The 14,336-nt window shown below is 37.3% G+C and carries 17 protein-coding genes; 4 read left to right on the forward strand and 13 right to left on the reverse strand.

Going from position 1 to position 14,336, the window contains the following annotated elements; genetic code table 11:
• Positions 1 to 248: 248 nt before the first annotated feature.
• From HJC33_RS15420 to HJC33_RS15435, 4 genes are all read left to right on the forward strand, one after another.
• Complete coding sequence (locus tag HJC33_RS15420; RefSeq protein WP_171659745.1) at positions 249 to 839, forward strand: hypothetical protein; 591 nt, start codon at positions 249 to 251, stop codon at positions 837 to 839.
• Positions 840 to 1,076: 237 nt separating this feature from the next.
• Positions 1,077 to 1,568, forward strand: a complete 492-nt coding sequence (locus tag HJC33_RS15425) for a DUF6653 family protein (protein ID WP_171659746.1) — start codon at positions 1,077 to 1,079, stop codon at positions 1,566 to 1,568.
• A gap of 335 nt (positions 1,569 to 1,903) precedes the next feature.
• The gene (locus HJC33_RS15430) at positions 1,904 to 2,542 is read left to right on the forward strand and encodes a hypothetical protein (RefSeq protein ID WP_171659747.1); all 639 of its coding nucleotides are present in this window, start codon (positions 1,904 to 1,906) and stop codon (positions 2,540 to 2,542) included.
• 177 nt (positions 2,543 to 2,719) lie between these two features.
• Positions 2,720 to 3,241, forward strand: a complete 522-nt coding sequence (locus HJC33_RS15435) for a hypothetical protein (RefSeq protein WP_171659748.1) — start codon at positions 2,720 to 2,722, stop codon at positions 3,239 to 3,241.
• Between the two features lie 165 nt (positions 3,242 to 3,406).
• Here HJC33_RS15435 and rfbD read toward each other — a convergent pair whose 3' ends face one another.
• The 13 genes from rfbD to HJC33_RS15500 all read right to left on the reverse strand — a co-directional run bounded on the left by rfbD (position 3,407) and on the right by HJC33_RS15500 (position 14,317).
• Entirely contained in the window at positions 3,407 to 4,279 is an 873-nt protein-coding gene (gene rfbD / locus HJC33_RS15440; RefSeq protein ID WP_171659749.1) for a dTDP-4-dehydrorhamnose reductase, read from the reverse strand.
• Positions 4,280 to 4,294: 15 nt separating this feature from the next.
• Positions 4,295 to 4,651 carry an MmcQ/YjbR family DNA-binding protein gene (locus HJC33_RS15445; protein WP_171659750.1) on the reverse strand — a complete coding sequence of 119 codons (357 nt, stop codon included), beginning with the start codon at positions 4,649 to 4,651 and terminating at the stop codon, positions 4,295 to 4,297.
• Entirely contained in the window at positions 4,648 to 5,049 is a 402-nt protein-coding gene (locus HJC33_RS15450; RefSeq protein ID WP_171659751.1) for a Dabb family protein, read from the reverse strand. The genes HJC33_RS15445 and HJC33_RS15450 overlap by 4 nt, the downstream gene beginning before the upstream one ends.
• Positions 5,050 to 5,056: 7 nt before the next feature.
• Entirely contained in the window at positions 5,057 to 5,680 is a 624-nt protein-coding gene (locus tag HJC33_RS15455) for a DUF4230 domain-containing protein (protein WP_171659752.1), read from the reverse strand.
• The gene (locus tag HJC33_RS15460; protein ID WP_171659753.1) at positions 5,673 to 6,035 is read right to left on the reverse strand and encodes a DUF4260 domain-containing protein; all 363 of its coding nucleotides are present in this window, start codon (positions 6,033 to 6,035) and stop codon (positions 5,673 to 5,675) included. Before HJC33_RS15460 ends, HJC33_RS15455 begins: the two co-directional genes overlap by 8 nt.
• A 1-nt stretch (position 6,036) precedes the next feature.
• Positions 6,037 to 6,786 carry a cyclase family protein gene (locus HJC33_RS15465; protein WP_171659754.1) on the reverse strand — a complete coding sequence of 250 codons (750 nt, stop codon included), beginning with the start codon at positions 6,784 to 6,786 and terminating at the stop codon, positions 6,037 to 6,039.
• Positions 6,786 to 7,937, reverse strand: coding sequence for a radical SAM family heme chaperone HemW (hemW, locus tag HJC33_RS15470; protein ID WP_171659755.1), 1,152 nt, complete (start codon positions 7,935 to 7,937; stop codon positions 6,786 to 6,788). The genes HJC33_RS15465 and hemW overlap by 1 nt, the downstream gene beginning before the upstream one ends.
• Before the next feature lie 381 nt (positions 7,938 to 8,318).
• Positions 8,319 to 8,870, reverse strand: coding sequence for a crossover junction endodeoxyribonuclease RuvC (gene ruvC, locus HJC33_RS15475; RefSeq protein ID WP_171659756.1), 552 nt, complete (start codon positions 8,868 to 8,870; stop codon positions 8,319 to 8,321).
• 4 nt (positions 8,871 to 8,874) lie between these two features.
• Positions 8,875 to 9,348 (reverse strand): hypothetical protein, encoded by a 474-nt coding sequence (locus tag HJC33_RS15480; protein WP_171659757.1) that lies wholly within the window; start codon positions 9,346 to 9,348, stop codon positions 8,875 to 8,877.
• A gap of 109 nt (positions 9,349 to 9,457) precedes the next feature.
• Entirely contained in the window at positions 9,458 to 10,960 is a 1,503-nt protein-coding gene (locus tag HJC33_RS15485; protein WP_171659758.1) for a M56 family metallopeptidase, read from the reverse strand.
• An 84-nt stretch (positions 10,961 to 11,044) separates the two neighbouring features.
• On the reverse strand, positions 11,045 to 11,404 hold the full coding sequence (locus tag HJC33_RS15490; protein WP_171659759.1) for a BlaI/MecI/CopY family transcriptional regulator: 360 nt from the start codon (positions 11,402 to 11,404) through the stop codon (positions 11,045 to 11,047).
• A 121-nt stretch (positions 11,405 to 11,525) separates the two neighbouring features.
• A complete protein-coding gene (locus tag HJC33_RS15495) occupies positions 11,526 to 13,751 on the reverse strand; it encodes a TonB-dependent receptor (protein WP_171659760.1) in 2,226 nt (741 codons plus the stop codon).
• A 125-nt stretch (positions 13,752 to 13,876) separates the two neighbouring features.
• Positions 13,877 to 14,317, reverse strand: coding sequence for a hypothetical protein (locus HJC33_RS15500; RefSeq protein ID WP_171659761.1), 441 nt, complete (start codon positions 14,315 to 14,317; stop codon positions 13,877 to 13,879).
• Positions 14,318 to 14,336 lie beyond the last annotated feature (19 nt).

Genomic DNA, 14,336 nt, shown 5'->3' on the forward strand with positions numbered 1-14,336 from the left:
GCAATTACGGCGGATTCGACTACGTCCGAATCCACTCGGAATTGCTAAGGCTTGCGACCGAACCGAAAACAAACGCCAAAATCCCGTAACTTCGGTTATACGAACCGTTGTACACAAGCTAAATGAACATTTACAGAATAATTATAAATCGGATTCTATTTCGCTTTCTTCCCATAATAGGGCTTTACATTTTTATTATTTACTACAAGGAAATAACCTTTGATAACATCCTAATAAAGTTCGACTTTATGGACTGGATTGTAATTGGACTATTTGTGTTTTTCTGCTATGATTTGGTAAAACTTATCAATAAAGCAATGGAAAGGAAAAAAAAGCTCCGTCAAGCACAACTAAAGGACATTCCGACTCAAATTGATTTACCAAATAAGTTGAACTTTTTAAATAAAAGGATTAGCATTAACGAAAAGAGCATTGATGTATTTTCAAAAAACAAGGTCATCCTTCATTTAAGCAAGGTCAAAAATCAAATAGAACTTAGAAAATCAATGGGTAATAAAATATTGAAATTCAACGACATACATTTTCTATTTCTTGAATACAATCAATATGAAAAAGACACCTTAATAGACTCTTTTTCCTCTGGTTCATCGTATGACAAAAACGTTTGGAATAATTCAATAATGGCTATGCTCAAAAACGGACAACAAGTAAAGCTTTTTGAAGCTAAACTGGAGGAAACCAATTATGAACAATTGGTCGATTATCAAATATCGGGTAAATACGAAGAGAAATCGTACTTAGAGAATGGAAAAAAAATAGTATGTCTTTTTAGTCACTATACGAACAAAAAATATTTGATAGTAAATAACACTGTATAGAAAGCCAGTGTACAACACAACCTATAAACAATACGGACTTCGTGCTTAATCGCAGGGGTTGTGTATTTTTATGATGTCCGAAAAATCTTTGGGATTTTGCTTTTTAGTGAGACAAAAAAAAAAAAAAAACCAAAAGATTTCGCTATGTGAGTGGCGGAAAGCTAACGTTAGTTTGCTCCCGTACTGTTCATAGCTAAACCGTTGTACGTAAGCTGAAAAGAACAGCTAGTAGAATTTATGAGTTTAGAAAAACAAATAGCACAAGTTTTTAACCTAAAAGGAGACAGTTGGTTAAAACACGCAAATCCTTGGTCTATATGGACAAGGTTTGCCACTTTGCCATTTATAGTTTTAGCTATTTGGTCAAGAGTTTGGTTAGGTTGGTATTGTCTAATTCCAATATCAATTCTCGTTATTTGGTTAATCATCAATCCGACATTATTTAGCAAACCAAAAAGCCTTGAGAGCTGGGGCTCAAAATCAGTATTAGGCGAAAAATATTGGTCTGAACGCAAGGAAAATCCAGTTCCGAAACATCACAATACACCAGTTCTTATTTTAACAGTTTTGCAAACGATTGGCGGAGTTATTCTAATCATTGGATTATGGAAACTTGAAATAAACTGGACAATTATCGGAACAATAACTGTGTATCTAACTAAAATGTGGTTTTTAGACAGAATGGTTTGGATATTTGAAGATATGAAAAATGAAAAAACAAAATTATAGGCTAGAGAGCGGAAAAGCATACGCACGACAATACGTATAGTGCATAATGCCACAACACCATACACGAACCGTTCGTGGCAAATTGACTGCGTCACGCACTAGTATTTTTGCAAGCAAAAACACCCCCAGTGCTAATACGCCACTCTAACGGCATCTGACACTACTCCCCGTTGGCCCCAAATCCAAGAAGATTCCATAATTTAGTGCGTGAGCAGTAATACAACAAAACAACTTGCCACAACATTGTATATGACCTACGGGACGCAGTGATGACGACCTCCGAGGCTGTGCCCCACTCCCCATATACAGGTGGTGTTAGCTGTAATTGACCAAAAATGAAAGAACAACATAAAATATGGCAAAATGAATGGAGACAGATTATGGGAAAAACTATAGATGTTGACGTTGAGCCTGATTGTGATTTTGATTTGCATTTTGATATTTGGGATTTAGAAAAAAAGGATTTTTTTAAACTCTTTGAGAGATTTGTCAATGGTGCTGAAATAGCTCAGCGAGCCTATCAATTAAGATGGGGGGATTTAGGAGATTTGAATAAAAAAATGACTGATGAAGAACTAATTCAACAGACAAAAATGACTATTGAAATATTACAGAAGATTCAACCATCTGACGAATTAATTGACCCAAAAATCATTATTAAAAAAGGTGATGACAAATTGCGTTTAGACTTATTAAGTCATGCGGATTCAATATCAAGTGAAGTAGATGATGAATTTTCGACATATGTTAAAAAATCAACTGGTGACCTAGGGCATAATGCATACTTCTTTTTAAAAGAACCAATGTATCGAATGTCATCTTCCTATATTCCATGTAATTGGATTTTATGGTGTTTAACTGATTATCATAATCTAAATCCTTACACTCCATTATTGAAAATGGAATACAACGGATGCGATGTTGCTTTAACAAATGATGGAGTCTTGATTTATCAATTAGTAAATGAAAAATAAAAACACCTAACACTATGTAAAAATGCATTAAAACTCATTTTATATTTAACGTTGTACACCATTTGTTTCTAAATCTTTCCTAAAATGTTTTAGTTTTCTTTCTTAGTAAATATCAAATTATTGAAACTGATTTGATGACATTCTCTAAGGTTTCCGATGTATATAAAACATCCTTTTATGAAAACCAAAATTATTTTATTAGCTCTATTAGTCATCGGAATTTGTTCTTGTTCTAAAGACGATAATTCTGAATTAGTATCTCAACCAAATCTCACATTAAATGTATCAGGTATGCCAGAAATAGTTCTGGAAAATGTTGGTGGTCCAGTTGTTGGAAGTAATTATGAAGCTGGAAATACGGAATCTGTACAAATAATTGCTACGAATGATTCTAATGATTTAACAGTAACTATCAACTTAATTGACAACGATAACAATACCCAAGCTATACAATCCGGAAATACAATATCAATTGACGCTACGCAATCAACTGATATATTTGCAACCTTAACCATTATTGATGGCATGACATTATATGAGGCAATATCTGGAACTGTAAGTATTTCATTTTACGATTTGCAATCGCCAAATTCCAATATCATTGTCATCTCTGGAAGTTTTAACACTTCTGATGGAACTAATTCTGCTACTGGAACATTTTCTAATATAGAGCTAATATGCTCCGAATGTGGTGCATAGTAAAATGAAGATCAATTATTCTTAATTAAAAGTTTCAAATCATTAAGAAATTAGGCTTTATTATTACTTAACTAAACAGGGTACAACAAAGAACATAAAGTCATAGTGGACAAGTGCTTCACTATGGCTTTTTGCATATTAAAACCAAAGTATTATCCTTCTCTTCTAAGGATGCAATTTAGAATACGCCTCCAAAGCCTGCTGAAGACTATCTTTCCAATGTGGAATTGCAATCCCAAAAGTATTTTTGATTTTTGATTTGTCCAACACACTAAATTTTGGACGTTGGGCAGGTTGTGGATATGCTTCAGAACGAATGGGTTTCAGGTCAATATTGATACCTGAACCTTCAAAAATGGCTTGGGCAAAATCATACCAACTGGCCACTCCTTCGTTGCTATAGTGGTACAATCCATAATTGTTGCTTTCGGCATGAATAATTTGAACTAGCACACGGGCAAGGTCTAATGCGTAGGTAGGTGTTCCAATTTGGTCAAAAACCACCGACAGTTCTTCACGCTCATGGGCCAAGCGAATCATGGTTTTCATGAAATTATGACCATATTCTGAGTACAACCACGAAGTTCTCAAAATAAAATGCTCTTCCAACATATTGATGATTGCCCGCTCTCCCTTGTATTTGGTGTCACCATACACTCCAATGGGCCGGGCAATATCTTCTTCGGTATACGGGGTCTCCTGAAAGCCATCAAAAACAAAATCCGTGGAAATATGAATCAAGATTGTGTTGTTTTCTTTACAGCCAAGGGCCAAATTCTTGGTTCCAACCACATTGACTTGATGGGCCAGTTCTTTATGGGTTTCGGCATGGTCCACAGCTGTATACGCCGCACAATTGATGCAATAATCGTAGTTCTTGGACTTCAGCTCCTCCTTTACGGCTTGGTAATTGGTAATATCCAATTCTTTGGCAGATCTGAAATCGAAAACTAGATTTTTGGCCAATCCCTTTTCTGCAAGTAGTTGAATACAACTTGCCAATTGTCCACTGCCCCCGGTTACCAAAACATGCTTCATACCTAATAGTTTCACTTATAAATTATCCAACTCTTCCTTTAGTTTTTTTGTCAAGCCTGAAACCACCAAATCATAGGAATGTCCCATCAACTCTTGAATCAAATTTGGAGATAGATTATCTAGAAAAAGAGTGTTCCAATGTTTCTTGTTCATATGATACCCTGGGATAATATCTCCATCATATTCTTCTCGAAGCTCAATGGCTTTTTCAGGGTCACATTTAAGATTGCATTGTGGTGGCAAACGGTTTAAGGCCACTAAGGCAAACATTTTGCCCATAACCTTAAACACCAGTGTATGTTCATCAAAAGGGAATTCCTCTGTAACTCCTTTTTTTAGTAGGCAAACATGTCTAAATTCTTCTACGTTCATTCAGGCAACCCGTAAGAATCATACACAATAACTTTTTCCCATAAATCTTTACATTCTTCAATAAAAATCAAGTGTGCTTCTTCTGCTTGGTAGGCAGCTTGTGCTTCAGCAGATTCAAACGTAACAATAAGGGAATAGGTAAAAGATCCATCCACCACATCGCGTATGGCCTTTGGTGGAGTACCAATGAAATTGGTCTTTGCGTATTTCGAATTTTTCAAAAACTTTTTTAACGAAGCTTCAAATTTGGTTTTATCCGCATGGTTATCCGGATTTTTGAACCAGAAATAGACCGTATGCGCAAAGGCTGGATCAAAGGTTTTCATGTTGTCTTTGGTTTGTGCAAAACTGATGGAAACCATTCCCATCAATAGCAAGGTTATGATCTTTGTTTTCATATTGGTTTTATTCTTCTAAAAAGTGCTTTTCCCTATTTGAAATTTCCAGTGCAGAGTAGTCCAGCGTCCAACCGATGGTCTCCACGATCTTCTCTACCAAAAGTACCGCTTGTAATGCTTCTTTCTTTGCGGTTTCCATTAGGCCACTTTCTGGTATTTTTTGTTTGATATGCTCCTTGGCCTCTTGATTCAAGTTAGTTAAATCATCTGGCGAAAAACTGTTGAAAAGGCCATTTTTGATATCATAAAACTGTAGATCAGGCTCAATGGACAACACTTCTGGTTCTGGAAAATTGCCTAAGATAATTTTCCTGTTTTTATTATCTGCCTTTAAATCCAACTTGGTCAGATCATACCCGATCTGGGCCTTTGCATTTACTACGATAAGTGCCTTTTTCTTGCTTCGCAAGAGACTCATCAGGCCTTCCTTGGTGTTTTCATAGTGGTAAATTTCAGCAAACTCGCCTTCAACAGAAACCAATTTGCAAACACTACGGATTTTGTCCAACAAAACCGTGGATTGCTGTTTGGTGAGTTCCTTGTTCTTTTTCTTTCGGAATAACGAGAAGAGCCAATACATCAATATTGCCCCTAGAACAAGACCCAAAAACACTTCTATAATATCATGCATCTTTTTTACCAATTTCCCCTAGATGGGTGTACTTGAAGCCTTTGTCATATTTTAATCCATAACCCAAAGCTCTGTCAAAAGCTGAATGGGAGAAAATGATTATTCCCACTATCTGTAATAGGGTTGAATCAAACAGCAACGCCCCCATCAAATAGAGCAATATCCCAACCCCTTTGTGATGAAACAGATTGTACAGGGCCGCTCCCACCTTATTACCGAAAAGATAGCCCATCATGCCTATATCCGGAGTCAAAATCAACACTAAAAACCACCACCACTGCACATCTAATTGCATGAAGATGTAGCATCCCAACAATAACATCATTACCTCTTCGAGCTTCAAAAGTGTTTTCATTTTAATTTTCAATTTTATAGAGCACTGGCCTGCTTGGACTGGCATCATTTTCAAATGGAGCCACTTGAAGATTCAAAAAATAGGTGCCATCTTCCACATCATTGGGCACATATATGAATTCTGTAATGGTAGCCGGTATTCTTGGCGCACCCTTAATGTCCCAAAAAGCATTATGCGCCAACAAAGCGCCACCATCTTTTTCTTTGTCCACCGATGGCAGGTCTACCAGAACATGTTGAATCTCCTTCTTTACCATGTATATTGCCGCCTTTTCTAAAAGATAGGGTGGGTTGGCATTCGAATATTTTTTGGAACATTTATCCTCTAAATTAGGCAATGTTCTGATTACCAAAGCCTCTCTTTTCTTATTGCCCAAAGCATATTGCACCTGTTTTTCTGAAATTACAAAATCCTCCCCCATTTGCTCAGGGGCTACGGTTATCACTTCAGCCAAAAAGAAAAATTGTCTCAACTTTTGGTTTACGGAATGAAACTCCTCAGTAATATGACCCAAACATTCGGTGTGTGTCACATGAGAGTGCGGGTTGAACCAAATATCATTGAAGTTGGTAGAGCCTCCTTCAGAAACCTTCCCTATAAATCCATCTTCCCGATGTGGTTCTATATTGGGACTGTCCAAATACCATGCATTTATATTTTCTTCTCCACCTTTTAAAGGAATGGAGATATCCAAAGGTTTGGACAAATCTATTTTATAGTTTCGGGAGTTGTGTTTAATCGTGGTAATCATCATCCCAAGTTAACCATAAAAAGGTCGGAAGCAATCCCGTCCACCAAAAACTTTCCTTTTTTGGTGGCCAGTAATTTTCCATCTTTCTCAAAAAGCAAATCTGATTCTATGTGCTTTTTGGATTGTTGGTGCAAGTACTCCAAATAGTTGCTGCCAAAATCCGCTTTGATTTTTTCCAAAGCAACACCCCAAATGGTCCGGAGGCCGGTCATTACGCATTCATTATATCTATCCGTTTTGGACAAGGTTTCCACTTCACTTGGGAGTTCATTTTTTTCCAGCGCTTTAATGTATTGTGTATTGTTACGCACATTCCAACTTCTATGCTCACCATCAAAAGAATGGGCAGAAGGCCCAATACCCATATATTTCTTTCCTTGCCAATAGGAAGTATTGTTTTTTGAAAAGAAGCCCGGTCTTCCAAAGTTGGAGATTTCATAATTTACAAACCCTTCTTTGTGTAGTCTGTCCACCAATATGTAAAACTGTTCTTGTGCCTGTTCGTCATCCACATCCTTAACTATACCTTTTTCTATAAACGATTTTAAAGCGGTTTTGGGTTCCACCGTCAATGCATAACTGGAAATATGAGGAAGTTGAAAATCCAAGGCCTTTTCTATATTACTCTCCCATCTTTCGTTGGTCATTCCAGGGATGCCATAAATAAGGTCGATAGTGATATTCTGAAAATGTTCTTGAGCTTCTTTGATACAATTTTCAGCCTCTTGGGCATTATGCGCCCTGTTCATAAACTTCAAATCTTCTTCAAAAAAGGATTGAATGCCTATACTTAATCTATTTACACCTGCGTTTTTGTAGGCCTTCAATGGACCTCTCGACTGTGCTCGAGGTGACATCAAATCATCAGGATTGGCTTCCAAGGTGATTTCCGGACTGCCAATCACATCGTAATTCTGGTATACCGATGCGATTAAGCCTTCTATTTCCTCTGTATTCAAAATAGATGGGGTACCTCCTCCAAAATAAATGGTTTCAATTTGTTCATTTTGAAATTCCTCTTTGCGCAGTTCCATTTCTTTTTGAAGCGCAACAATCATAGCTCCCTTTTTCTTCAATTTGGTAGAGAAGTGAAAATCGCAATAATGGCATGCCTGTTTGCAAAAGGGGACATGGATGTAGATTCCGCTCATATCAATGAAAAATTATCAATTTATAATGACCAGTCGACAATTATCAATCATCAATGTACAATGAATCATTTATTAATTCTTGTAGTTTTAAGAATTGCAAACATTATTTTGCAAAGTTCATCGGCATCTTCAAATTAATCCATCAGCTTCTGAAACATTTGCTCCAATCGAGGTTCCCGACCGCAACTACTGTTTGGATAAAATGTATTCTCTTTTTTTCTTTATTTAGTCTTTTGTGCAGTTGGATAATTTTCAAAGCAAAATCATAGGATTTTTTCCATAATACGTTCTCTGATTCCATAATAGTAGGTTTGACTGGGATGTATTATTTTATTCTTGATTACTATTCATTGGCAATTGCCCATTGTTTACTTTTCATTGTTACTTTACCTTATTGGGATTTTGCTTTACAAAAGCCTCCCAACCCGTATAGCTTTTGCCTACATTCAATTTTCCTTCATTGTAGTAATGACAAACAGCAGCTGCCAGCCCATCCGTACTGTCCAAGTTTTTGGGTAAGGTCTTTAGTTTAAGCATACCCTGTAACATTTTGGCCACTTGCTCCTTACTTGCATTTCCATTACCGGTAATGGACATTTTTATTTTCTTGGGCATGTATTCGGTAATAGGGATTTGACGGGAAAGTCCGGCTGCCATGGCCACACCTTGCGCCCGACCTAATTTTAACATCGACTGTACATTTTTACCATAAAAGGGAGCTTCAATGGCAATCTCATCTGGGTGATAGGTATCGATCAACTCCAATGTACGTTCAAAAATAAGCTTGAGCTTGGTATAGGGGTCTGCATACTTTTTGAGCATGAGTTCATTCATCTGCACAAAGTGCATTTGTTTATTGACCACCTTAATGATACCAAAACCCATGACTGTTGTCCCTGGGTCAATCCCTAAAATAATTTTTTCGCTTGCCAAAGGTTTAATTGGTGTTAATAACAATGGGGAGCTTAAATCGCAAACTTACAGGGTTCCCTCGTTTTAAAGCTGGGGCAACCGTTAAATCTTTCAATCTACTTTTGATTTGGATATTGAAATTCGAAATTTCATTCAGAATCTCTGGACTGTCCTTTATTTGTTCTACGGTAATAAAGCCATGTTCGTCCACTTTGAATTCTATGACCACTGTATCATTCAAATCATTTTGAACTTCAAACTGCAAACTATCCAAGGCTTGTTCAGCAATCCGTAACATACCGTTCTCAAAACACTCTCGCTGGATTTGTTTCGGCGCTGTTTCGTCACAATTGTCAAAAAGTGGGTATTGATCTACATCATTCCAATCTATGGCCAAAAGTTCATCATTGACCAATTTTTGGGTCTGTTCTTCCTTGGACATGAAAAGCTCGCAAGAAGCAAACAAAGCAAAACAGGAAAAGAACAAAAACTTCCGCATGATGACCCCAAAGAATTTGGCTGAAATTACGATTTTTTTGACGAAGAATGACAAACAACAAAAGGCCTGAAACAAATTCAGACCTTCTATCTTAGCTATACTTTTAAAATTATTGTAGCTTAAACGTAATTGGAATGGAAAATGGCACCTCTACCAATTTACCTTCATGTTTTCCGGGTTGCATTTTTGGAAGTCTCTTGATGATACGCTCTGCTTCGGCTTCCAAAATAGGGCTTGGCCCCCGGGTTGCAATATCAACAATATCTCCATTCTCATTTATAATGAAAATTAAATTGACCCTTCCCTGTATCCCTTGTTCCTGTGCTTCCTCTGGGTAATTAAAATGTTTGCGGATATGTTCCTGGATTTTGTCCCTAAAACAGTCCCGAGTGTCCGAAGCATCTTCGCAACCTGGAAAAATGGGAGATTCATCAACTTTTGCAAATGGTATTTTTGTGGCATCGGATACATACTTTGCATTACTATTTTTATTCACAATAACACTCTGTACCACACCATTTTCAACTTCAATCTTAATGGTTTGCCCTAACTTATCGGTCATTTCTATTATGGCCGTTTCCTTATCTTCTTCTACACTGTTTAAAAGTTCCGCCTGTTTTTTCCTATCCTCCTCGGTCAATTCATTCAAATCATCAACATCAAATGAAAACGTTTTGATGTTGTCCTTATACCCCACTTTGACCTCTTCTTCTCCTGAAACGCTTCCAAAAAAATCTTCCTTACTGTTTTCTTTCTGGGTCTCGCAAGAAGTATACAGCAACATTCCCAATACCAAGGGTAATAACAATGCATACTTTAGTTGATAAATTCTTTTTGATTTTTCTTTAGTTAACATGACTATTCGTTTTTTGATTAATGATTGTTTAAAAAATTGATTGACAAAACTGATATATGGTGTGCCAAATGCTTCTGACAACAAAAGTTGATATTGCTTCTTTTTATCATTTTTAGCCACTTGGGCATCTGCGATAAATTCATGAAGTTCTGAAATACGACTTTGGTAAACATAGACCAAAGGGTTGAACCAAAAAGCAATACGAGCCAATTCGAAAAAGAGCAGATCCAACGAATGCCATTGCTTTATATGCACCAATTCATGGGCTATGATATCGCTCTCCTTTTCTTTTTGAATATCTCTACCAAGGAAAATATTTCGGAAAAATGAAAAGGCAAGCTCACTTTTTTCAACGGTCACTTTAGTGAAGTTGGGAAATTTACTGACCAGACCATTTGCTCTCAATTTTTGAATTTGGAACAATTTGTATCCAAACCATATAGTGGCAACCAAACTTCCAAAAACCATCACCCAATAATACCAAGGCAATTGCTCCAAAATATTGACTTTAACTTCCTCAGATTCCAATACCACTTCATCTAACTGAACAAGAAATACAGATACGTTTCCAAGTTCGAAAGGGACTGTGGTTTTAAGAGTTTCCAGCTTAACCCAAGGTAAAATCAGGGAGCATATAAAAGTGATTATCAAATAGACCCTGTTCCACTGAAAAAAAGTCTCTTTCTTTAGAAAGAGGTCGTATGTCAGCAAAAAGATTAATTGAAATGCAAGTATTTCTAATATGTACTGTACCATGACCCAATTTTGTTTGTCATTTCGAAATGAACGTAGTGATTGAGAAATCTCCACTGGATTTCTCACATTCGCTCGAAATCACACTTATTTTTCTTCTTTAATCTTTTTCATGATTTCTTCCAGTTCGGCCAAGCTGATGTCGTTCTTTTTCATAAAAAAGGATACCATGCTTTTAAAGGAGCCCTGAAAATACCCATCAACCAACTTGTTGATACTTTGATTACTATAGTCCGATTTTTTGACCAAAGGGAAATACAAATGTCCTTTCCCCACTTTTTCATGATCCACAAAACCTTTGTCCTCTAGAATCCTTACAATGGTAGAAACGGTATTGTACGCCGGTTTTGGCTCCGGCAATTCATCTAGTATGGCTGCTACGTTGCACTTTTCCAGTTGCCATAAAATTTGCATGACCTCCTCCTCTGCTTTGGTAAGTTGTTTCATTTTTTAACTAACTTTTTAGTTCATTATGAAACAAATATAACTAAATATTTAGTTTAAACTATTTTTTTAGTTAAAAAAGATGAAGAAATATCCGCTGGGGCATGCCCCAGCGGATTTCTCATTAAAAGGTAACGGCTATTTTTCCTCTTAAATAAAAGGGCATTCCCGGTGTAAAGTGAATTTCTTCCACAGATGCTGTCTCATTAAAGAGGCGACTCTCGGTAGCAAATTGTGTTTCGTTCCATTCCGTATCAAATAAATTCTCCACAATCAAACTGAACGTCCAATTCTTAGAAGAATAATTCAACGTAGCATCGGTAACAAAATATCCTTCTGCCACTATGGAGTTGTCTTCATTTGCAGGTCTGTCATCCACATATCTATAGTTGATTCCTCCTGAAAATCCTTGACTTTTACCCAAAGACAACCCACCCACCATGGTGAAATCCGGGGCCAAAGGAATATAATTTTCCCCATCTGGCTCCTCAGTACTGCGTCCATGGGTAAAAGTGGCATCCGTATAAAGGTAAACCCCGTCCGTAGGCTGGTACCTTCCACCTATCTCAATTCCCAATCGTCTTGTTTTTCCACTGGGTTCCACAATACCTGCATCGCCCACATACACAAACTCTTGGTCCAAGAACAACGTCCATATTGTGGCATTCACCACCAGTTTATCCATTGGCTTTAAAATGGTCCCAAAATCCACCCCGTAGGCCGCAGGCAGTATCTCCTGACCCTCATTGGCCACCACCACCCTGGTATCGTTGGAGTGGAAACCAATTCCTGTCTTTAAGAAAAGCTGTGCATTCTCATTTAAACTATAGATGGTATTGAACTTAGGGCTGAATGCCACTTTTTCTTCACTTTGGCTATCGTATGTTCCGCTCATTTTATTGATATAATCAAACTTAAAGTAATCCATACGAATTGCTGGCTCCAAAGTAAACTTGCCCAATTTAAAATCTGCCATGGCAAATGCATAGGTATTAGTCTCATCCACATCACCAAAAGCCAATCTGTTCAGCAATTCCTGTCGGTTTCTGGTATGTGAAAGTTCATTATCATCAATATTATCGTATCTAAAACCGATTCCTGCTTTATACTTAAAATTAAGTGTTCCCAATTGGGCCGCATTGTTTTCATATACGGTCTTAGCTCCCAATAGCAACCTGTTTTCCTTTTGTTTGATTTGATCTCCATTTACAGGGTCTTCCAAGAAAAAAGTGAAGTTGGAGTAGAGTTCAAAATCATAATGAGAAACAAAGGCCATGGTATTCAATGTCTTTCCATCCCCTAAATTTTTACTGTGATCCAGCACAAAATTTGTTCTACTTGTCTGACCACCTTCGGTATCGTCTACGGCTCCAAATCGACCTATCAAACCTTGGTCAATGGCTCTTTGTGGAATCTGTCCGGATGCATCCCACTTACTTGAAAAATGCGACGCTGTAAGCAATAATTCTTGCTCCCCTGGCACTGTAAATCGGTATCTTCCCAATATATTGACACGGTTAAAGTTCTGGGGAGATTCAAATGGCCCATCCATCAGGTACAGTTCCGTGGCCAAATACGCATTGCTGTTCTGGTTTTCCAGAACATTGAACATCCCCATAAGCCTCCGTGCTCCAAATTGCCCTACTTCAGCAGACAATATACTCTTGTCCAAACTTTTTCTCAGCTTTAGATTTACATAGCCTGCCGTATTAAAATCACCTTGATCGGCATAATACGGTCCCTTACCAAAATTTATATTCTCAATAGTTTCTGGAATCACAAAGTGCAAATCGGCATAACCTTGACCATGGGCGTGGGATACCATATTTACCGGCATTCCTTCTACTCCTATGGCCACATCAGTTCCATGATCCACATCAAAACCACGCAAGAACAATTGTTCTGCCTTTCCTCCTCCGGCATGCTGACCAATAATCAATCCTGGAACTTTTCTTAGGATTTCTTGTGATGATTTCACTGGATTTGTTTTTAGATCCACATCAACAACTTTGTTAAATGCATCCACTTTTGAAACCAATACCACTTGATCTAATGAAATGGCACTCTCGTTAAGTATAACGTTTATGGAATTCTCAAAATCTGATGAGTTTACCACATAGGTTTTTGTTTCATATCCCAATCGGGAAAAATAAATGGTATCATTAACCGAAGTTTGGTCCAAAACAAAATGTCCAGTACCATCTGAATGACTATGTTGCCCTTTGTTTTTATTGAAAATACCAGCATCTTCCAAAGGAAACCCCATTTCATTGATTACCTGTCCTTTAATTTGTTGTGCGGTAAGTGTACCCATAAAAAGCATGGACAAAACCGCCATAAAATATTTCATGTCGTTATTGTAAAAAATTGAATTATTAAAACGTATGTAAAAAATCTAATACAGTAGGATACCAAGACCCTATTCCAAAACCAGATGATTCAGGAACATAGCAATTATAATTGGGCTTGGTCATTTTATACACTCTTGGGCGGCGGCAGAAAACTATTTGGACACCATTTGGGTTGTAAAGGAATATACACCCATTGTTTTTTTATAGTACAGATTGAAAAAACTTTCACCTCAAAATCAGCAATAATGGACAAATGCTTATCAAACTGAAAATTCAATGCGGCTTCAGAATCCTGATTACTTTGCTGGTTGGCTTCCAACAATTCCTTTAGAGCCTCCAAGGCTTCATGGGAGTGCCCCGCCATGGCTTCCAAAGAAGAATAATCAATTTCCTCATGATCTGTAAAAAAACTATGATCATGGTCTGTTGTGGCAAAAATGTGCGAAGCCTCATGCATCACTTCCAACACAATGTTATTAAAAAGACCAAGCAAATAGCATAAGGAAAGCATCAAGCATCCCCATTGTATTTTCCAACTTTTATAATATGTGATGTTCGTTTTCAAAAACCAGTGACAATCTTTT

Origin of the sequence: Flagellimonas amphidinii (assembly GCF_013090115.1) — a bacterium.
Taxonomy (GTDB): Bacteria; Bacteroidota; Bacteroidia; order Flavobacteriales; family Flavobacteriaceae; genus Flagellimonas; species Flagellimonas amphidinii.